This window comes from Shimazuella alba, from assembly GCF_009831235.1.
Lineage (GTDB): Bacteria > Bacillota > Bacilli > Thermoactinomycetales > Thermoactinomycetaceae > Shimazuella > Shimazuella alba.
On sequence record NZ_WUUL01000015.1, the window covers coordinates 1 to 20,141 of the forward strand.

Below are 20,141 nucleotides of genomic sequence, written 5' to 3' on the forward strand. Positions count from 1 at the left end.
TATCCTTTCCCATACGAAAGCACTTCTGAAACGAATTTCAGAAGTGCTTTTTCTTCGGTCTGACACTACTTTCCATTATGGAAAGTAGTGTTTTTTTATAACCAAAATTTTATGTGCAGATCCTCATAAATGTCTTTACACATACAGACCTCTTCGAAAAAGTAGCATCTTCTTTTTCCCATACTTATTTATCAAAGTTAAGATTTCTCTTTCTTCTCTTATCGACAAACACATAATAAATGATATACATTAATACAATTGCTGGAATACCGAGATATACAGATAAAGCTGTTTCAGGATCTAAAACTTGGCTCAGCATCACGATCGCATTCAAAATGAAAGCTACAATTGGAACAAAGGGATATAGTGGTGTCCGGAAAGATAAATCTGTTACCTTTCCTCCCTCGGCCAAGTATTTCCGACGGAAGAAGTATTGAGAAGCAGCAATTGCCATCCAAGCGATTACCGCTGTTGTACCGGATATAGAAAGAATCCACATATAAACGGTATCAGCAGCATATTTAGCAGTAAGCAGTGATAAACCTGCAACAAACATACTTCCTACTAATGCCCAAAACGGTATTCCCCTACTTGTTACTTTTCCTAGCATTTTTGGAGCCATGCCATTTTTCGATAACGAATACAATATTCGGGTTGCTGCAAATAAACCAGAATTACCAACAGATAATAAAGCAGTGATAATAACAAAGTTCATGATATCTGCTGCATATGGTATACCTATTTTATCCATCGCAGCAACAAAGGGACTTTCTACAACACCCGCTTGCTGCCATGGAACCAAACAGACAAGGACAGCTATAGCTAATCCAAAAAATAAGATGGTCCGATAAACAGTTTGATTTATCGCCTTTGGAAGCGTTTTCTTAGGATTTTCACTTTCTCCTGCAGCAATCCCAACCAGCTCTGTTCCTTGGAAAGAAAAGTTAACCGCTATCATGGTCATAAGAATAGGTACAAATCCATTCGGGAAAATTCCATCTTTTACCAAATAACTAAATCCAACACTCTCTCCACGTAATGGAATAATGCCGAAGATGGCTATCGCACCAATTAAAATAAAGAGCACAATCATGGAAACTTTTATAATTGCAAACCAAAATTCCGTCTCAGCAAAACTGCGTGCAGAGAAAGCGTTTACTAAAAACAAGATAACTCCGAAAAGTAAACTCCATACCCATATGTCTACGGAGGGAAACCATCGTTTCATCGTAGCGCCAATAGTTAACAGTTCTAATGCCACTGTTGCCGCCCAACCAAACCAATATAACCAGCCAACCATAAACCCTGTACCAGGTCCAATAAATCTGGTTGCATAGTCTTGAAATGAACCAGATGATGGATTAGCTATGGTTAATTCTCCAAGACATAACATAACCAAATACATAACTATGCCACCAACGATATAAGATAAAACTGCTCCTATTGGTCCTGCTTGACTAATGGTGTAACCTGAGCCATTAAAAAAACCAGTTCCTATTACTCCACCTAAGGCAATCATAAACAGATGCCTGCTTTTCATAGATCGTTTCAACTCGTTATTGCTATCCATAATTACCTCCATTCTTCCGAATTTAGTATGACATTTTTTTATGTTTTCTGCAAATAATTTCTAATTTTTCTAAATTTTGTATTATATAGTGCCTAAAATACTTCTTTTAGGGTATATATACTCTATCTATTCTTTTTACCTGCATATAGTAAAAATAATTGGACTACCAATCCATGTTAGAGAGGAGAATCAAAATGGCTTGGTCGTACGGACTGTTATTTGACAATGCTGAAGCATTTTTATCGTATATGCAGAATAACTTATCTACAAGTTTAGATGGGTGCCATGTTCATCACACATATCGACCAGAACACAAAAATTTTAAAGGAAACAATCACAAAAAGTTACAAGATACGATGAAAAAAGCACATAAAGCTCGTGGTTTCTCTACTATTGCTCAACACATCACGATATTTCCTGACGGCAAAATCATGACAGGAAGAAACGTAAATTTGACCCCTGCCTCCGCAGTTGGATACAACCAGAATAATGCCAAACACCCTTTTATGTTTGAAATGATAGGTGATTTTGATAAAGGTAACGACACGTTAGAAGGAAAACAGCTCGAAACTGCAGTTAAAATTGCCAGATATTTTGACAAAAAGGGCAAAAAAATATTATTTCATCGAGAATTATTGCAAAATGGTAAATCACCCAAAAGTTGCCCAGGTACAGGAGTAAATAAAGCTTGGTTTTTAAATTTAGTCAGAGAGAAAACCCAGCTTCCTGTTCCAGAAGATGACTATGTTATAAAAGTTGCTAATCACAAGCTTTACAATCGACCACTATCCTATAAAGTACCCATGCTAAAAGGAAATGATGTACTAGCTCTTCAAGAACGATTACAAATAACCCAAGATCATCTTTTTGGACCAAATACTCGTGATGCAGTAATTCAGTGGCAACAAACTCATGACATGAGAGATACTGGCAGAGTTTACTATGGGGTATGGGATGCTCTATTTCAGCATATCTCTAAGAAAGATAACAATCGCTTCTATCATCGTAAACTGCAATATGTCACACCATTACAAAGAGGTGTAGATGTGTCACGTCTTCAAAAACGACTGAATGTTCCAACTACTGGATATTTTGGTGAAGTAACAGATGAAGCTGTAAGAATTTGGCAAACAAACCATGATGAGAACGGCAGACCTGTAGAAGACGGAAAAGGTCTAGCTATAACAGGGGTGGTGGATCAACAGACATGGAGTGCACTTTTCCCAGGTGAGTGAAACAACCCAGATATGGGTTGTTTTATTTGATTAGAAAATATAACTTTTCATTCGTTATTTTGCCATTTCCACTCTGTTCTTCTTGAATTTTTCACATAGTTTGTTACAATAGTCACTAGTTTCACTACAAATTTTAAAGGAGTCTATAACATTATGTTTAAAAAAGCTCTTATTATTTTTAGTTGCCTTTTATTACTTTCTGGCTGCTCTCTTTTGGCAGATTCTGGAACAAAAAAAGAATTGATGGATCAAATGGACAAATTAATGGATCACCATGACAAAAATATGGGCGATCAACGTACTTTGATCAATGATTTCAATAAAGCATATGATACTGGTACTCAAATCACACAAGCAATGAATCAAGGATCTACGATGAGTAGTGATCAGTACAACACATTAATGGCTGATATCGACAAAGCCAACAATGATTTAGCTACATATAAGAAAAATGTAGATTCGCTACTTGCTGAAATCCCTGCAGTTGAACAAAAAGCAAATGAGTTAAAAAATGAAGAAGCAAAATCTCGTGCTACCAAATACTTACAAGACTTTAAACAAGCAACACAATCACAAGTTGACTATATCAATAATTTTCAAAGTCTAATTGATTCCTATAAAACTGTCTATGTTTCCCTTTCACAAGGCAATACACCAGATACAACTCAATATCAGCAATACTCTGATAAAGAAGGAACCTTAGTCGATAAATTCAACAAAGAAATTGATGCATTCAATAATTCTTGGACAACACTGAATCAAGAGGATTTCAATCGTAAAGTAAAAGAAAACATTTCTTTCTAATATTTTCAATCCCAGCTTTCTAAATGAAAGCTGGTTTTTCTTATCCCGAATATGAGAGAATAAGAAGAAGTGTATAGTTGTATTTGAAAGGCAGGCCTCTAAATTCATGGTAAGTGATTTACTTGCAAATTTTCCATTATGGACCTCGGTATTAGCGATCCTACTCGCACAGTTTTTAAAAATCTTATGGAACCTGTCTATGACAGGAAAATGGGATTGGATCTGGATTTATCACTCTGGCGGAATGCCAAGTGGACACACCTCTGCTGTTAGTTCTTTGTCAATTGCGATTGGTTTAACTCAAGGATGGGATTCTGAAACATTTGCAATTGCCACTATTTTAAGTATTGTTGTCATGTATGATGCAACAGGTGTAAGACGTCAAGCTGGTGTTCATGCCCAAGTATTAAACCGTTTAGTAGAAGATATGACAAAACTTCTAAGTGAAGCAAAAGAAAAATCCCCTGCTGAAACAAGGGAAAAATTAAAAGAGATATTAGGTCATAAACCGATTGAGGTTTTTGTAGGTCTTTGGTTTGGAGTTATCGTCGCTATCATTAATTACTATTTTTGGTATTAAAACATTCGATAGCCGTTTGCCCGTAAAAAACGTATGGTTAAACCACTACCGACAACACCAACTAAACTAGCAACTAACCATGTAATATCTGCAACATGTACCGTGTTTACTTTAAATGCAAAATAAATAATTAAAGCAAGAAATAAATAAATAGGTAACCAAGTGGTTTTTAAAATCATATTTAAAATAAATCCTATCCCAAAAAAGAAAACCAGCAGTAACGGGACAGAAATAATTAGCTGAACAAGGCTAATAGGTGGCACTGCTAACATTGTCATTGGAATTATCTCCTTCCACAAGTTGCCTTTATGGTACAAAAAATGTAACAAACGGTCAATGCCTGATGTATATCACGAAGCAAAAGAGCAATCCTAAGGTAAGGCGGATTGCTCTTTTTTAGTATCTAAAAACATTCATACAACTTATCAACAATGACATAAATAGACCGATTCATTACACCTTAAAAGTCAAAATATGAATACTAAAATTTTCCTTTACGTAAGACAAGCGAAATTCCACCCAGTAGATATAACCAACGAAGTTCGATTATTTTTTTCATAAGTGATGCTTTCATACCCATTAATTTGCTGTTTTTCCCCACAATACCGATTGCTTCTTTTCTTCCTAATGAGGCAACAGTACCTTTTGCATGATATGCAAAAGTATCCATTTTTCCATCTCTAATTAAGGAAACCAAGTTTTTACCTAAGAACTGACCTTGTTGAGTCGCGATTTGCGCTGTTGGTGGATATGGACGTTCATTTTCACTAGGGAACACAAGAGAGCTATCTCCAATAATAAAAATTTCTTCATGTCCTGGAGCGCGTAGTTGTCCATCTACTTTTACACGTCCGCGCATCGTTTCAATACCAGCATCTTCTACTATTTTATTTCCTCTTACGCCACCAGTCCAAACAACAGTGGCCGCTTTGATTTCTTCTCCACCTTTTAGAATTACACCTTCATGTGTACATTCTGCAATAGGAGTATTGATATGGAATTCGACACCCTTATTCTTTAAGTAATCCGTAGCATAGCTGACTAAATCGGAATCAAAACCAGGTAGAACTGTTGGTGCTGCTTCCACGTTTACAATTCTTACTTTTTCTAAAGGAATATCATATTCACGGCAAAGTTCTGGCATACGGTCTACCAATTCGCCAACATATTCAATCCCCGTAAACCCAGCACCACCTACCACGATGGTAATAAGCTCATCTTTTTTCTCTTCAGCATATCGAGAAAACATGTATTCCATATGTTCGCGAATCATACGTACACTATCAATACTTCTAATGAAAAAAGCATTTTCTAATAACCCTTTGATACCAAAAGTTTCTGGAGCACTACCTAAGCCGATGACAAGATAATCATAAGATAATGGCTCTGATTGATCCTTTAAAGTAACTTCTTTTGTTTCGGTATTAATAGATGTTACTTGATCCTGAATAAAGTTAACACGATGTGGATGAATAACAGATAAAATAGAGAGTCTTGCATGATCATGATGGGACGTGCCTGCTGCTGGCTCATGTAATTTTGTTGTAATGTAGTGGTAGGAATTTTGGTTTACTAATGTTACTTCTGCTTCTCCAGGACGCAGATGCTTTTGTAGACCTTTTGCTGTCATCAGTCCACCATAACCGGCGCCTAAAATAAGTATTTTAGGTACTTTCATTTTGTCATCACTTCCATCTAATTTCATTGTATTTACTTACTTCTTATGATCAATCGATACACTATGTGTGAGAGATCACAATCTTACTGGAGGTAACTCCTTAGGTTTTCCCAAAACGCTAACAATATTATGATATGTATTTCACGAACTTTTTACAAGAGATTTCTGGAATACAATACTTATTCTATAACTTTCTTATTGTGATCATGCATGAATTTCAGCGAATTTTCTTATGCTAAAGGTAAAAACAGGATGATTAAAAATGAACCAAAAGTCCTATCAATGTCCGCTATGCAATGGTTTTACCACTTATACAGAAAACTGTCCCAAATGTCACCAACAAATGGTAGATTATGGACCAGCCTCATTTTTATTAGCAGATTATAGCCCGTATCGCCCAATTGATGATATGAAACAAAACGATGGTTGGATAGATAATCAAACCCACAAATGTCCACATGAAGTATACTGCCCTAACTGTGGCTTTGATAAAATCGACTTCATCTCAGAACAAGAAACATAAAACATCCCTCTCCTAGAAGAGGGATGTATACTACTAGCAATCGGTATCTGGTTTACCTTCATCTACCGCAGTACGGAAGGAAGAACCACATCCACAGGTGGCTGATGCATTTGGATTGTCTATTTGAAATCCTCCACCCATCAATGATTCTTTGTAATCGACAACAGTACCTTTCATCAATCTCTGACTTTCGTCATCTATGAGTACTCGAACGCCATGCTGTTCAAGTTCTAAATCATTTGTTGACTTATCTTCATCAAAGCCCATCAAATAAGAAAATCCACTACATCCACCATGCTGTACACCAACACGGAGATACTGCTTTTCGGGATTTTCCGTTTCTTGAAGCATTTCTTTTACTTTAAATGCTGCTTGTTCTGTTAAGGTAATCATCTTCCATCACTCCAATTGTGACTGTTGATACCTATTAGTTTACCATACTTCAAACCACAGTACGGTATTTTTCATCCAAGGACTCTCTTATCTGATGTTTTGGGTGAGTACGCATATAGTTTCGATCTTGTTTGGATTGCTGCCAATTTTTTTGCCATTCATTATGAAGATTATCCAGTTCGACACTTAATTCATACACTGCAGGATGACCAATCCCTAAAAGCAATGCAGACTCAACCATCTTTACACGCAATGTTTCTATGCGCTCTTCTAAATCCCACGCTCCCATCTTAAGCCCTCCTTCATTCTTTATCTGCTACCAATTTTTAGTATACATGTTAAGACGGATTTTGTAAGCTATTTTTTTACATTTTTTTCATCTTTGTTTCTTTTTGTATGTTTTAATCGATAAAAACTCTGACAAATATCTACATAATCAAATTTAGTCTCTTCCTATCATGTTATTTAGGGATAGGTAGGTTTATAACTTTGTGATAAAATGAACGTGATTAAATGAGTGAAGCAACTTATCATTTTGGTGTAGAGTTGTTTTATTATTTATTTAGGAACTCGAAAATTATTTCTTTCTAAGGAAATGTAAAAGGAGAGAGAAATGATACAAGAAAGGCTTGTAGATACCTCCATCAATCCCATAAATACAAATATACACATACTGATTGTTACTTCTGTCGAGGCAGAAAAAAATGCGATAGAAAAAGGTCTGGGTAATCTATCGTATGTTGATGTAAAGATAGTTGGAGTAGGTCCCATATCAGCTGCTGTAGAAACAGCCAAACACATAGCAAATACAAAATATGATCTTGTTATATGTGCAGGCATCGCTGGAGGTTTTGCCACACATACCTCGATAGGGTCATTGGTTATTGCCGATAAGATTATCGCTGCTGATTTAGGAGCGCAGTCACCAGATGGCTTTTTATCATTGGAGGATTTACAACTCGGGACTACTTGTGTTTCTTCTCCCACATCTGCGATTGATTGCATGAAAACCAGTTTTAGTCAGACATATGGTGACGTGATGATAGGCTCTATTTTGACTTTATCAACGGTTACTGGAACAGATAATACTTGCAACCAGTTAGCAAATCGTTTTCCATATGCAGTCGCAGAAGCTATGGAAGGATTTGGTGTTGCTTCTGCTGCTCACAGCTATAACATTCCGTCAATGGAAATACGAGCGATATCAAATCACATTGGTCCAAGAGACAAATCAAAGTGGCGGATAAGAGAAGCGCTTGATGAATTAACAAAGCTGGGTTCTATCATGAAAGACTTTACTAATGCGTGGAAAATCATCCTACAGAAAGAAGCAGGTAAACCATGAATATCGTTTTTTCACCTTGTCCTAATGATACATTTATCTTTCATGCATGGGTAAATGGGTACTTGCCCAATACTCCAAAAGTAAACGTAACATATGCAGATATTGATATAACAAACAAATTAGCTGAGCAATCCGATGGACCAGATATAATGAAAATTTCTTATGCTGCACTTCCTTGGGCTGATGAAAGTTATGGATTACTGCCATGTGGCGGTGCATTAGGACGCGGTTGCGGTCCATTAATTCTCACTGCAAAGCATGCATCCAAGTCGATAGGTAAAAAAAGGATTGCCGTTCCTAGCGAACGTTCGACTGCATATTTGCTCTTCCGTTTATGGATTGCACAAAATGTGCCTGAAGGTGTGGAGGAGATCTGTGTACTACCTTTTCATGAAATTATGCCAGCTATTCGTGATGGTAAGATAGATGCAGGTTTAGTCATTCATGAAGCCAGATTTACGTATCCTTCTTATGGACTCCAATTAGTCGTTGACTTAGGAGATTGGTGGGAAAAAGATACTTCCCTTCCTATTCCACTTGGAGCAATTATTGCGAAAAAATCGCTCAATTTTCAAGATATATCCAATTGGATTAGAGCTTCCCTCGCGCATGCTTGGGAACACCCAATAGCATCTCGAGCCTATGTCATGGAACATGCACAAGAGCTTGATTGGAACATTGCTCAAGAGCATATTCAGTTATACGTCAATTCATTTTCTATGGACTTGGGAGAAGAAGGGTATAATGCTGTGTACGCTTTATTAGATCGTGCGAGGGAACAAAATTTGATTCCCCCAATTGATCTCTCATCTATTTTGCTCAAATAAATAGTTAGAAAAAGAGAGAGGAGAAAAAATTATGTTACAAGAAATAACGGAAAAAATCAGAGCAGGAGAAAGATTAACTTTAGAAGATGGTTTAGCCCTTTACAAGTCACCTGACCTCCTTCAAGTAGCATCGCTAGCTAATGAGGTAAACTTGAAGAAAAACGGCAACAAAGTATATTTTATTGAAAATCTCTATATTAATCCCACTAACGTTTGTGAAGCAAAGTGTGCATTTTGTGGTTTTCGCCGAGATCCTGATGAAGATGGCGCATACACCATGTCAACAGATGAATTATTACATTATGTCGAAACTCGTATCACCAAAGGTACAAGAGAATTCCATATTGTTGGTGGTCATAACCATACAGTTCCTTTTGATTATTATTTGAATACTATTTCTATCCTAAAGAAAAATTATCCTGATATCACGATCAAAGCTTATACAGGAGCAGAGATACAGTTTTTTGCTCAAATCGCAGGTCGATCACCTGAAACAATTTTGCGTGAATTAATTGATGCTGGCCTAGATACCCTTCCAGGTGGTGGCGCCGAGATATTAACGGAACGATACCGGGCTAAAATGAGTCCTGACAAAGCAAGTACAGATGGATGGCTAGAAGCACATCGTATTGCTCACTCACTTGGACTAAAAACACATGCTACTATGCTGTACGGCTCTATCGAAAGCCTAGAAGAAAGACTGATTCATATGATGCGAGTGCGTGAATTACAAGATGAAACAAATGGTTTCATGGTGTTTATTCCACTTGCTATGCAACCTAGACAAACATCTGCCTCCCTTAAACGACGTACATCTGCAATGGATGATATGCGAACAATTGCAATAAGTCGCTTGATGTTGGATAATTTCCCACATATTAAAGCATATTGGATCAATATAGGACCACAACTAACTCAGCTTGCTACCCACTTTGGAGCATCTGATATTCATGGGACACTAGTAGAAGAACGAATTAGCCACGCAGTAGGTGCTTTGACTCAATCAGGTATTACACGTGATGAACTAAAATGGATGATCCAAGGGGCAAACCGGATTCCTGTTGAGCGAGACACCTTCTACAATGAAATAAAAGTGTATGCATAAAAGAAAGGCACCTAAATTCAGGTGCCTTTTACCTTACTTAAACTCACAAATCTCTGGTTCAACAAAGTTTTTAGCGAATATCTCCCAAGCTTCTATTTGCTTATTAGGCTTTTCCGTCTCAAATTCGCGTTGTACACAATCTAATTTGTCAGGTGCATGCTGGTAAATAAACTCCATCATTTTTACTTCTCTCAAGCGAAGAATAACTCCCTCTTCTCCAGATACCCAACCACTAGCAGAAAAATCCCATATCTCAGGTTTACTCGTAATAATATTTCCCCATTTCCCTACATCAATAGACTCTTTATCTTTTGCGGTAGTAACGGAAAACGAGGGAGAAAAGGTACCTCTTGTTGTGTTCATTTGGTAATTCGTTTCAATTTTATCAATTTCTTCCCAACTAACTTTGTCTGTCCTGATAAAAAATAAATAAGACTCCCATCCCTTATCTTTAATGACAGTGTAATTGGTTAGATAGGTAAAAGAAACTAGAACTAAAAGAACAACTGGAATTAACGCATATATCCTTTTCTGCTTTATAAAAAAAATAAAACTACTTATTAAAAGTAAAATGATGAAAATTATCATAAAAACAAAAGAATAATTGCCTGATGAAAAGTAGTGATCAGTATTGGTAAAAAAGATATGAGCTTTCCACCAAGTTAACACTTGAAATAAAAAGATTGCTACACCCCAAAACACATGCAAGCATGATAATCGATTCCCTGCGACTCATCTTCTTACCTACTCCTTTTCTGTTATCTATTTACATCCTAACATACATAAGCAGGTATCCGATTTGAAGATGGTACTCGTGCAGTAAAGTTTTTTGTAAGACCTAGAAATAATCCCTTGGTCATTAGGACCAAGGGATTATTTTAAAAGCGAAATTCCATTTCTTCACATGCTTGCAGTATTTTTTTATATAGCTCTTCGGCTGTCTCAGCTGTAATTAATTCGCCATTTACCAAAGCATACGGAGCTCTAGCACATAAACCGCAATTGCCTAAACATCCATATTCCAACACATCGAAATCAAGATTACTTTCTAGCTTTGCTTTGATTTCCAATACATCCGAAGTTAAATTGTTCACACAAAACTCAATCAGTGGCCTCATGATCAATCACTTTTCCTAACCCTAATGTTTCCAGTCTATCACAGATAGTTTTTAATTTAGGATTGCCTTCTGCAATTACCTCATCTTGTATTACTACCACAGGATACCATAAATCTTCTTCTTGTACTCGCTTTGCAAAATTTACTTGATCTTCTCCTACTGGAGAATAAATATCAACATAGTGAACAGCTACCTGTTCCCCATATTTACGATTTAGCGCATGTTTCAACCAAGAAGCTGTCTCTTGGGAAGATGGAAAAGATACACAACTAGGACATATTTGTTCTGCACCATAAACATATAAATCTATCATGATATTATAACCTTCTTTTATGCAAAGATAGCTTTTTCTAAGTCATTTATCAAGTCTTCCACATCTTCAATCCCAACGGAGATTCGGATAAGTCCATCTGTAATCCCAAGCTTCGCTCTCGTCTCAGGAGGAATAGAAGCATGGGTCATCTTAGCCGGGATAGATATTAAACTTTCTACTGCACCAAGACTTTCCGCAAGCGTAAAATATTTAACCTTGGTTAAAGCATTCGCAGCTTTTTCACCGTCTCCCACATCAAATGATATCATGCCACCAAAACCTCGTGCTTGTTTTTTAGCAATATCATGATTTGGATGAGACTGCAACCCAGGATAATATACTTTTTCTACTTTGGTGCTTAGCCATTCTGCTATTTTATTTGCTCCAAATTCATGTTGTTTCATTCTCAGACCCAATGTCTTCATACCGCGCATCAACAACCATGAATCTTGAGGTCCAAGTACTCCGCCAATCGCGTTTTGGAAAAAGTGAAGCTTCTCTCCGAGTTCTGCCTCTTTGGTTACGACTAAACCCGCTACAACGTCGCTATGACCACCTAAGTACTTCGTTGCACTGTGAACAACAATATCAGCACCTAAATCCAGTGGATTTTGCCAATATGGCGTGTAAAATGTATTATCCACGATAAAAGTTGCGTTTTTCGACTTTGCCAATTTACCCAATGCCGAAATATCGGATACTTTTAAGAGCGGATTAGTCGGAGTTTCGACAAAAAGAGCCTTTGTATTGGTTTGAAAGGCATGTTCCACCGCTGAGAGATCACTCGTATTCACATACGAGACTTGAAGTCCAAAACGGGTAAATACCTTATCCATAATCCGGAAGGTTCCACCATAAACATCATCGCTGCAAATAATATGGTCCCCTTGTTCAAATAAGGATAATACGGTTCCAGTCGCTGACATACCAGATGAAAAAGCAAGACCTCTTGCTCCATTCTCCAGTGCTGCAATATAATCTTCCAAAGCTTGACGAGTCGGATTTCCCGTACGAGAATATTCAAACCCTCGATGTTTTCCTACCTCGTCTTGTTTGTATGTGGATACTTGGTAAATTGGGATACTCACAGCACCTGTTTGCTCATCTATTAAGTGACTTCCGTGAATCAATTTTGTATCGATTTTCATTTTATTCTCCTCCTTGAAAGATTTTTTTACTGAGGTAACGATCACTTCCATCTGCAAATAGTACCACAATGTTAGCGTTCTTGGCTGCATTTGATTCTTCTTGGACAGCAGCATAACATGCAGCACCAGCAGAACTACCTACTAGCAGACCTTCTTGTTCTGCTAATTTATTCACCATTGCAAAAGAATTTACATCTTCAACCGTATAAACTTCATCTATATAAGAATGCTCAAAAAACGGTGGAAAAAATTCCATTCCGATACCTTCAGTTTTATGTGGACCTGATCGACCACCACCGATGATGGAACCTTGTGGTTCTACAATAACACAGCGGATATTGGGGTTTTGTTCTTTTAAATAACGTGCAGCTCCCATATATGTACCAGATGATCCAGCTCCAGCAACAAAAATATCAACCTTTCCACCTGTTTGTTCCCAGATCTCCGGCCCAGTGGTTTCATAATGAACAATAGGGTTTGCGGGATTATGAAATTGCTGTGGAACATAACTATTAGGAATTTCCTCAGCCAATGAGTTTGCCTTCGCAATAGCTCCTTTGATTCCTTCATCTGTGGGAGTATTAATCACAGTTGCACCAAGGGCTCTCATCGTTTCTTGTTTTTCCATGGAAAACTTTGAAGGAACAACACAAATCACACGATAAGAAGTACCAATCGCAGCTAAAGCAAGCCCTATTCCAGTATTACCAGCTGTTGGTTCTATCACGGTACCTTCTGGCTTTAGCTTCCCTGTACGTTCACCCTCTTTGATCAAAGCAACCCCAAGTCTATCCTTTACACTTCCTCCGGGGTTAAAAAATTCAAGTTTTGCCAGTATATTCGCATGAGATGAGAATGATTTTAACCTCATAATTGGTGTATTTCCAATCAAATCATGAATACCTTCGTAAATTATGCCCATTACATTTTCTACTCCCTTGATCATAACCTAAAAAACGTATTCTTATTTTAACAGGAATTACAATACATTTACCACATTGCTTTCTTTGCAAAGAAGGCATACAATAGCAATGATATATTTTAACACCAGGAAGGAGAATAAAAATGATGGAAGAGAAAGTACAAGAAATTTTAGATAAATTGCGTCCATATATCCAACGTGATGGCGGAGATGTGGAACTAGTCGAAGTAGAAGAAGGAATCGTTCGTGTTCGCCTTTTAGGTGCATGCGGTAGCTGCCCAAGTTCCACTATTACCCTCAAAGCTGGGATTGAACGTGCATTGATGGAAGAAATTCCAGAGGTACGGGAAGTAGAACAAGTACTATAAAGAAAAAGCAGGCGACCTACTTGGTCGCCGCTATTTTTTTAGGAGGCTGATAAGTTGCCCACTTTAGGGTGTAATCAGCTCCAAAAGGGTGGTACAACACATTTTTTACATAGCTTTTTTGTAGTCTTAGATCATTCACATGTACAAGTGGCACAACCACAGCTTTCTCTTCAATAAGATATCGCTCCGCTTGTTGGAGAAGTTGATCCCGTTTCGTTGGATTCGCTTCAAGGGATGCTTTGTCGAGAAGTGAATCATAATGTGGGTCTGAGAATCCTGATATATTATCTTTTACCCTTGAATGTCCTATCATTAAGAAAATACTTGGATCATGATATTCTGCCGACCATTCATTGATAGATAAATCATAATCTCCGTCCAACAATATTCGTCCTTTTTGTTTTACAGGATACTTATAGATATTAACAGTTATACCAACCATAGAAAGCTGCCTCTTTAATAAGTTAGCTTGCGTAGTTAATCGTACATCACCTTCTGTTGTGACAAGTTTCACAGGTGGAAACTTGTCAATTTTTAATTCTGACAATCCTTTATTTAAAATCTCTTTAGCTTTAGAAATTTGTGAACTGGATGAAATATTAGTTCTAAAGATTTCTTGATTACTTGTTATTAATACAGGTGGAACCAGACTATTGATTGGGGTTGTTTCACCTTTAAAATCAGATGAGATTTCTTTATTATTAATGGCTATCTGTATAGCTTTTCTAATCTTAGCATTCGAAAAAATTTCTTTGTTTTGATTCATTACAATATAATTAGAAATAGCTTTTGGAGAGAGTTTCATATCTTTACTTTTCATACCATTAGAATAAGATGAAAAAGTTTTAGACATAGCCATTAATTCAGATTTATACAAACTTATCCTTTTCTTTTGATCTACTTCAACGTTTATAATTGCTTGTGACAATTTAATAGCATTAGCATCCCAATAAAGATCATTTTTCACCAAACCTGCACTTTGGGGATTATATGCTGTTAACTTGAAGGGACCTGTAAAGCTCATCTTTTCGGCTGAAGATGCATATCCCTCTCCATATTTTTCAATCAAATCACTTCGTAATGGCAAAAATGGGGTAAGTGTCACGAGACTTAAAAAATTGGGATCTGGTTTATCCAATTTGATGGTTAAGTGTCTATCATCTGTTGCTGTTATACCGATCTGATCTGAATGTACTTCTCCATTGGAATAAGATTCTGCATTGTGTATTGGATAAAATAAAAACGAATATTCATACTCGTTTGCTGGCGAAAGAGCACGTTCCCATGCGAATTTAAAATCATGGGCGGTAACAGCTTTGCCATCGCTCCAAACAGCATTTTTTCGAATGATAAAGGTATATGTGCGATAATCAGGACTTACTTGATACGATTCTGCTAAACCAGGAACTGGCTTAGCATTAGGACCTAGTCTCATCAAGCCTTCTTGTACTTGATTTAAAATATTATATGTAATTTGCTGATTCGCTTTGGAACTATCCAAAATGGGGATAGGAGTTGATTCGGTAATCGTCAAAACTTTTGGAGGGGTTAGTTCGTGTTTTGCACAACAGACTTCATCTGCCTCATCTTCTTGAAAAAAATTGATGTACACATATCCCCCGGCAACGACAATCAAAATTGCTAACGAAAGATATAGCCACCTCTTCCTGATATACAAAATTGTGCCTCCTTTGTGAATTTTATTATTTTCATTATAGACGAACAAAAGGATAAAGAAAACTTGTTGAAGACAAGCTTTTGCGCAGTCTGAAACTTAGTTGCACTTATGCAGATTAGATAATACTTTCCTCTTCTATCTCAATCTGCGAAAGAAAACTTGTTGAAGACAAGCTTTTGCGCAGTCTGAAACTTCGTTTCCTTCCCCAAAAAAAGAGAACCCTCAGGATTCCCTCCACTCAATCCACCCATTTGCTTCCAAAATTGATAAAAAGGTAAGTAATCTCTCTCTCACAGGAGAAGCACTCTGTCCAAAAGCATCTTCGACTTTTTTTTCGAGTTCTTCCACAGGATGCTGACCATCACACATACCAATTACGAAGCTTCCTAACTGATCTAACCGTATAGAATGATGAGTAGGTTGTTTTAAAAATTTGATAGAAAATCGTTCAAGTAGATTCGTTCTTGGAACACATACCTGATAAATTTCTTTGTTATCTCGATTTTGTCTTAAGGTAATGCTTTCTTTTAGTACTGGTATCATAGTTAACAAATTTTTATTCCCCATCTGTACGCTTCTGCCTCCATATGATGGAGATAAATAATACTGCCAACGCTAAAAAGAGCAAACAGGATAATAAGTTGCTATCAAAAATCACTGGGGCTTCTGGATTGATAAAACCTGGAACAATGAGAAGAGCAATAATAACACTGATTAGAGCCTCTCCGGCTATCAGACCACTAGCAAAAAGAGTACCTACTCTCTCTCTCTTCTCTTTTACTTCTTGTTGTGCGAAAAACTCAGTAACCACTCGAACGATTCCACCGATCATAATGGGGGTACTTACAGACAAGGGAAGATAAAAACCAACTGCGACGGTTAGCGAGTTTAATCCTAAAAATTCGATAGTTACCGCCAATGCTATACCAATAAAAATAAATTCCCATGGTAAATCACTAGACATAATCCCTTGAGCAACAATTTGCATCAATGCAGCTTTCGGTGCTGGCAGAGCATCTGATCCTAACCCATAACTCTGATCAAAAAGAATAAGAATACTTCCGATAAAAAGACCACTAGATAAAACCCCTATCATCATCGCGACTTGTTGTTTCCATGGTGTTCCACCGACCAAGAAACCTGTTTTCAGGTCTTGGGATATATCTCCTGCTACTCCAAGTGAAACGCAAACGATGGAAACGACAATCAAAGATGCAATCATCCCTGCTTGTCCAATGTGTCCAGATGCTTTGAAAAGGATCGTAACAATCAGCAATGTTGCGATTGTCATTCCAGATACAGGCATAGTAGTACTCCCAACAATACCAACAATCCGTGAAGCTACAGTAACAAACAGAAAACCAAATATTGCGATAGATAAAGCACCAAGAAAACCGACATTAACCAATGGCGAAAAGGCAATAATGAGCACTAGCAAGATGACCCCTATCAGTATCATTTTACTAGGTATATCTCGATCTGTCCTTTCTAAATCACTGAAATTAGTAGAACCTCTCCCACGTAAACCAGTAAAAGTATCTTTGACCGTACTAATCAGCAAAGGCAGCGTTTTCATTAAAGTAATGAGACCACCTGCAGCTACCGCTCCAGCTCCAATGTATCGAATATAATTTACATAGATATCATGAGCGGTAAGTTTCCCGATCGGAGCAATAGCTGGAAAAATAGCAGCAGGATTAGCAGAACCAAAAAATCCAATCAAAGGTATAAGAACGACAGAAGATAATAATCCTCCAGCTATCATTTGCCCTGCTATTCGCGGACCAATAATATAACCTACTCCCAATAATGCTGGCATGGTGTCCATACTAAGAGTAGCAAATTTAAATTTTCCTAAACCTGTCTCAATTGTTGTTTTAAATAAATGAAACCCATCACCTGCAATCTTAAAAAGACCTCCGATTAAAAAACCGTATCCAATTAACTTAGCTTGACTTCCCCCTTGTTCTCCTGATTTTAACACCTCAGCACATGCTGTCCCTTCTGGATACGGCAGAACTTCATGCTCATTCACGATTAGCATACGTCGTAATGGAACCATCATAAATACACCAAGAAAACCTCCCATAAGAACAATAAATGTTATCGTTGCTTGACTTGGGGCTGCGTGAATAAAAAAAAGTGCTGGCAGAGTAAAGATGGTTCCAGCTGCAAGTGCTTCACCAGCTGTGGTCATCGTCTGTACTATGTTATTTTCCAAAATGGACTGTCGTTTAAATATCCCACGTAAAATAGCCATAGATATGACGGCAGCTGGAATAGAAGCACTTACTGTCAATCCTGTTTTTAATCCCAAATATGCGTTTGCTGCACCAAATACTATCGCTAACACAAATCCAATTAAAACTGCCGTTATTGTTAATTCTGGTAGCGAATTATTCGCAGAAATATAAGGCACAAAATTTTTCTTCTTGCTCAATATAACACCTCTCTTCATATTCCAATTATCTCTAATCGTATAATAAACTAGCAATTTAGAAAACCATCTTTTTCCATGTTTCTAAGGGATATCCTCTTTGTAGCAGGCAAGAATAATAAAAAAATGGAAGGTGGATGTTCGATGACACCGCTAGAGCAAACAGTCTACTTATGGTTAGAAGAAAGAGGTGTCCAAATCGAAGAAATTGCAGAGCTCACATTTTTTCTTCAAATTAACTATATTCCGGACGTTACCATGGAAGAATGTATCGAAAACGTACAAACTGTTCTTACAAAGCGAGAAGTACAAAATGCAATACTAACAGGTATTCAACTGGATATACTCGCAGAGAAAGAAATTCTTCGCGAACCACTGCTTCAAATGCTTCGGTCTGATGAGAGTTTGTATGGAATAGATGAAGTAATGTCATTAGCTATATTAAATGTATACGGGAGTATCGGCTTTACTAACTATGGCTATATCGATCGCTTAAAACCGGGGATTTTATGTAGACTCAACAGTAAGAGTGATGGAAAAATACATACCTATCTAGATGATTTGGTAGCAGCAGTAGCATCTGCCGCAGCATCACGACTTGCTCATACTCGTCATTTACTTACAATCTTAGAATAAAAGAGACATCCGTCTATCATAACGGATGTCTCTTTTATATCAAGTAAACCACAACTCCATCTGAAACAGATCGCTGTAATTCCCCGATGTGCCGTAAATACTCCAAATGGGACAATGTCTCTGAAAATGCAAAACGCAAATTGTGTATATCTAAATTCCGATGAACAAACAGCTGCTCACACACCTGAAATCCGGTCATAACTTGATTGTCTTTCATCATATTTACTATCTTTTGTAAGCGTTGATCGTGATGTTCTTTTATTTCAGCTATCCGTTTGCTCACATGATAAAATGGTTCACCATGGGCGGGATAAACCAAGCGGATCTCTAGATCATTTATTTTATCCAATGTCGTAAAAAACGTAGCAAGTGGATTTTCATCCCCGCCAGGGAGCAGTGGTATATTAGGTGTTATCTTCGGTAAGATGATATCACCAGCAAAAAAAGAACCTTCGTTTTCGTGAAGAAAACTAAGATGTCCATCCGAATGACCAGGTGTTTCGATGATCTGATAATCACTTGTTCCGATTTGAATCGTGTTACCGGGCTCTAACCACTCGAAATCTATTGGATGCGGTTCTATGATAGATCTAAAACTTTCCATATGCTTAGTGATCTCTGTCAATCTGCCGGTCGGAAATCCATAGTTTGCAAAAAAGGAAGACACCATAGCAGGATCACCAGCGCTGCGATTCCAGAGAAACTGAATTTGGTTATATTCCTTTTCCGCCATATAGACTGTCGCTCCAGACCATTCCTGAAGCACTCCTGCAAAACCATAGTGATCAGGATGGTAGTGAGTAATGATAATTTTTTCTACCTGTTGCCATGTCCAATGATGGTTTCGAAAAAATGTTTGCCACACATCCCTTGTTTCCTCTGTATGTAAACCTGCATCAATGAGTGTTAATTCTCCATCTGACTCCACCGCATATGCAGTTATCTGTTTTAAAGAAAATGGTAACGGCAAAGAAATACGATGGATTTGATCCTGCTTGTTAAACATACAAATTCCCGTTCTCTTTTTCTTTTTGCAGAAAGGAATCAACATGATCTAAGAAAGTTTGAAATAGGGCTGCTTCTTGGACATATGTCTGCAGTTGGCTTTCGTCAAACTCATCATATCTCCTAACCAATTGTTCTCTTAATTTCACAAATTGTTTTAGACTTTTTGCTAAATAAACAGGAACTACTTGTTCATCTTCTAAAATATCTATAATATCAGAATATCCCCCTGGATCTCTCATAATAAAACCATCAATAATCGTATTTCCGATATCAATCACACATTCAACACCTATATGAAACGAACGCATAATTGCAAATTTTTCTATTCTGTTTGTAGGATTGCCGATTTCTTGAATGACTTGTAAGCAAGTTGATAAGTATTCTCCTTGACTCTGTATTCGGGCAAGATTTATCTCGTACAACAGTAGTACCTCCAATTTTGAAAGGGGTTTT

General features: G+C 37.3%; 24 protein-coding genes. 9 read left to right on the forward strand and 15 right to left on the reverse strand.

Going from position 1 to position 20,141, the window contains the following annotated elements:
- Positions 1-184 precede the first annotated feature (184 nt).
- Positions 185-1,570: an amino acid permease gene (locus GSM42_RS17465; RefSeq protein ID WP_237446689.1), complete on the reverse strand. Its 1,386-nt coding sequence runs from the start codon at positions 1,568-1,570 to the stop codon at positions 185-187.
- A gap of 194 nt (positions 1,571-1,764) precedes the next feature.
- Between GSM42_RS17465 and GSM42_RS17470 the strand changes: the two genes are divergently transcribed.
- The 3 genes from GSM42_RS17470 to GSM42_RS17480 all read left to right on the forward strand — a co-directional run bounded on the left by GSM42_RS17470 (position 1,765) and on the right by GSM42_RS17480 (position 4,189).
- Positions 1,765-2,805 (forward strand): peptidoglycan recognition protein family protein, encoded by a 1,041-nt coding sequence (locus tag GSM42_RS17470; RefSeq protein ID WP_160802830.1) that lies wholly within the window; start codon positions 1,765-1,767, stop codon positions 2,803-2,805.
- A gap of 153 nt (positions 2,806-2,958) precedes the next feature.
- Positions 2,959-3,609, forward strand: coding sequence for a hypothetical protein (locus tag GSM42_RS17475; RefSeq protein ID WP_160802831.1), 651 nt, complete (start codon positions 2,959-2,961; stop codon positions 3,607-3,609).
- Positions 3,610-3,715: 106 nt separating this feature from the next.
- Positions 3,716-4,189 (forward strand): divergent PAP2 family protein, encoded by a 474-nt coding sequence (locus tag GSM42_RS17480; protein WP_160802832.1) that lies wholly within the window; start codon positions 3,716-3,718, stop codon positions 4,187-4,189.
- Here the strand turns inward: GSM42_RS17480 and GSM42_RS17485 are convergent.
- Together GSM42_RS17485 and GSM42_RS17490 are read right to left on the reverse strand one after the other, a co-directional pair.
- Complete coding sequence (locus GSM42_RS17485; RefSeq protein ID WP_237446690.1) at positions 4,186-4,467, reverse strand: YuiB family protein; 282 nt, start codon at positions 4,465-4,467, stop codon at positions 4,186-4,188. The genes GSM42_RS17480 and GSM42_RS17485 overlap by 4 nt on opposite strands.
- Before the next feature lie 203 nt (positions 4,468-4,670).
- Positions 4,671-5,867: an NAD(P)/FAD-dependent oxidoreductase gene (locus GSM42_RS17490; RefSeq protein WP_160802833.1), complete on the reverse strand. Its 1,197-nt coding sequence runs from the start codon at positions 5,865-5,867 to the stop codon at positions 4,671-4,673.
- Positions 5,868-6,129: 262 nt separating this feature from the next.
- On the opposite strand from GSM42_RS17490, the gene GSM42_RS17495 reads away from it, so the two are divergent.
- Positions 6,130-6,390 (forward strand): hypothetical protein, encoded by a 261-nt coding sequence (locus GSM42_RS17495; protein ID WP_160802834.1) that lies wholly within the window; start codon positions 6,130-6,132, stop codon positions 6,388-6,390.
- Between the two features lie 33 nt (positions 6,391-6,423).
- Here GSM42_RS17495 and GSM42_RS17500 read toward each other — a convergent pair whose 3' ends face one another.
- Together GSM42_RS17500 and GSM42_RS17505 are read right to left on the reverse strand one after the other, a co-directional pair.
- Entirely contained in the window at positions 6,424-6,783 is a 360-nt protein-coding gene (locus GSM42_RS17500) for a HesB/IscA family protein (RefSeq protein ID WP_160802835.1), read from the reverse strand.
- A gap of 49 nt (positions 6,784-6,832) precedes the next feature.
- Positions 6,833-7,072: an aspartyl-phosphate phosphatase Spo0E family protein gene (locus GSM42_RS17505; RefSeq protein WP_160802836.1), complete on the reverse strand. Its 240-nt coding sequence runs from the start codon at positions 7,070-7,072 to the stop codon at positions 6,833-6,835.
- Positions 7,073-7,396: 324 nt separating this feature from the next.
- Between GSM42_RS17505 and GSM42_RS17510 the strand changes: the two genes are divergently transcribed.
- The 3 genes from GSM42_RS17510 to mqnE are packed head-to-tail and all read left to right on the forward strand — an operon-like array spanning position 7,397 to position 10,060.
- On the forward strand, positions 7,397-8,128 hold the full coding sequence (locus GSM42_RS17510) for a futalosine hydrolase (protein WP_160802837.1): 732 nt from the start codon (positions 7,397-7,399) through the stop codon (positions 8,126-8,128).
- A complete protein-coding gene (locus GSM42_RS17515) occupies positions 8,125-8,955 on the forward strand; it encodes a 1,4-dihydroxy-6-naphtoate synthase (protein ID WP_160802838.1) in 831 nt (276 codons plus the stop codon). Before GSM42_RS17510 ends, GSM42_RS17515 begins: the two co-directional genes overlap by 4 nt.
- 31 nt (positions 8,956-8,986) lie before the next feature.
- Positions 8,987-10,060 (forward strand): aminofutalosine synthase MqnE, encoded by a 1,074-nt coding sequence (gene mqnE, locus GSM42_RS17520; RefSeq protein WP_160802839.1) that lies wholly within the window; start codon positions 8,987-8,989, stop codon positions 10,058-10,060.
- Positions 10,061-10,093: 33 nt separating this feature from the next.
- Here the strand turns inward: mqnE and GSM42_RS20830 are convergent, their stop codons facing one another.
- The 5 genes from GSM42_RS20830 to GSM42_RS17545 all read right to left on the reverse strand — a co-directional run bounded on the left by GSM42_RS20830 (position 10,094) and on the right by GSM42_RS17545 (position 13,561).
- Positions 10,094-10,423, reverse strand: a complete 330-nt coding sequence (locus GSM42_RS20830) for a hypothetical protein (protein WP_237446691.1) — start codon at positions 10,421-10,423, stop codon at positions 10,094-10,096.
- Between the two features lie 515 nt (positions 10,424-10,938).
- Positions 10,939-11,154, reverse strand: a complete 216-nt coding sequence (locus tag GSM42_RS17530; protein ID WP_420821011.1) for a DUF1450 domain-containing protein — start codon at positions 11,152-11,154, stop codon at positions 10,939-10,941.
- 7 nt (positions 11,155-11,161) lie between these two features.
- Positions 11,162-11,491 (reverse strand): DUF1462 family protein, encoded by a 330-nt coding sequence (locus GSM42_RS17535; protein ID WP_160802842.1) that lies wholly within the window; start codon positions 11,489-11,491, stop codon positions 11,162-11,164.
- Between the two features lie 17 nt (positions 11,492-11,508).
- Entirely contained in the window at positions 11,509-12,639 is a 1,131-nt protein-coding gene (locus tag GSM42_RS17540) for a bifunctional cystathionine gamma-lyase/homocysteine desulfhydrase (protein WP_160802843.1), read from the reverse strand.
- Position 12,640: 1 nt separating this feature from the next.
- On the reverse strand, positions 12,641-13,561 hold the full coding sequence (locus GSM42_RS17545) for a PLP-dependent cysteine synthase family protein (RefSeq protein WP_160802844.1): 921 nt from the start codon (positions 13,559-13,561) through the stop codon (positions 12,641-12,643).
- A 146-nt stretch (positions 13,562-13,707) separates the two neighbouring features.
- Between GSM42_RS17545 and GSM42_RS17550 the strand changes: the two genes are divergently transcribed.
- Positions 13,708-13,929 (forward strand): NifU family protein, encoded by a 222-nt coding sequence (locus GSM42_RS17550; protein WP_160802915.1) that lies wholly within the window; start codon positions 13,708-13,710, stop codon positions 13,927-13,929.
- A gap of 16 nt (positions 13,930-13,945) precedes the next feature.
- On the opposite strand, the gene GSM42_RS17555 is transcribed toward GSM42_RS17550, so the two are convergent.
- From GSM42_RS17555 to GSM42_RS17565, 3 genes are all read right to left on the reverse strand, one after another.
- Positions 13,946-15,463 (reverse strand): peptide ABC transporter substrate-binding protein, encoded by a 1,518-nt coding sequence (locus GSM42_RS17555; RefSeq protein ID WP_160802845.1) that lies wholly within the window; start codon positions 15,461-15,463, stop codon positions 13,946-13,948.
- Positions 15,464-15,829: 366 nt separating this feature from the next.
- Complete coding sequence (locus tag GSM42_RS17560) at positions 15,830-16,174, reverse strand: PqqD family protein (RefSeq protein ID WP_160802846.1); 345 nt, start codon at positions 16,172-16,174, stop codon at positions 15,830-15,832.
- Entirely contained in the window at positions 16,164-18,065 is a 1,902-nt protein-coding gene (locus GSM42_RS17565) for an OPT family oligopeptide transporter (protein ID WP_202404984.1), read from the reverse strand. The genes GSM42_RS17560 and GSM42_RS17565 overlap by 11 nt, the downstream gene beginning before the upstream one ends.
- 123 nt (positions 18,066-18,188) lie before the next feature.
- Here GSM42_RS17565 and GSM42_RS17570 point away from each other — a divergent pair, with 123 nt between their 5' ends.
- The gene (locus tag GSM42_RS17570; protein ID WP_237446692.1) at positions 18,189-18,680 is read left to right on the forward strand and encodes a phosphatidylglycerophosphatase A family protein; all 492 of its coding nucleotides are present in this window, start codon (positions 18,189-18,191) and stop codon (positions 18,678-18,680) included.
- A 34-nt stretch (positions 18,681-18,714) separates the two neighbouring features.
- Here GSM42_RS17570 and GSM42_RS17575 read toward each other — a convergent pair whose 3' ends face one another.
- Together GSM42_RS17575 and GSM42_RS17580 are read right to left on the reverse strand one after the other, a co-directional pair.
- On the reverse strand, positions 18,715-19,686 hold the full coding sequence (locus GSM42_RS17575) for an MBL fold metallo-hydrolase (protein ID WP_160802849.1): 972 nt from the start codon (positions 19,684-19,686) through the stop codon (positions 18,715-18,717).
- Complete coding sequence (locus tag GSM42_RS17580; protein ID WP_160802850.1) at positions 19,679-20,110, reverse strand: DUF86 domain-containing protein; 432 nt, start codon at positions 20,108-20,110, stop codon at positions 19,679-19,681. The genes GSM42_RS17575 and GSM42_RS17580 overlap by 8 nt, the downstream gene beginning before the upstream one ends.
- Positions 20,111-20,141 lie beyond the last annotated feature (31 nt).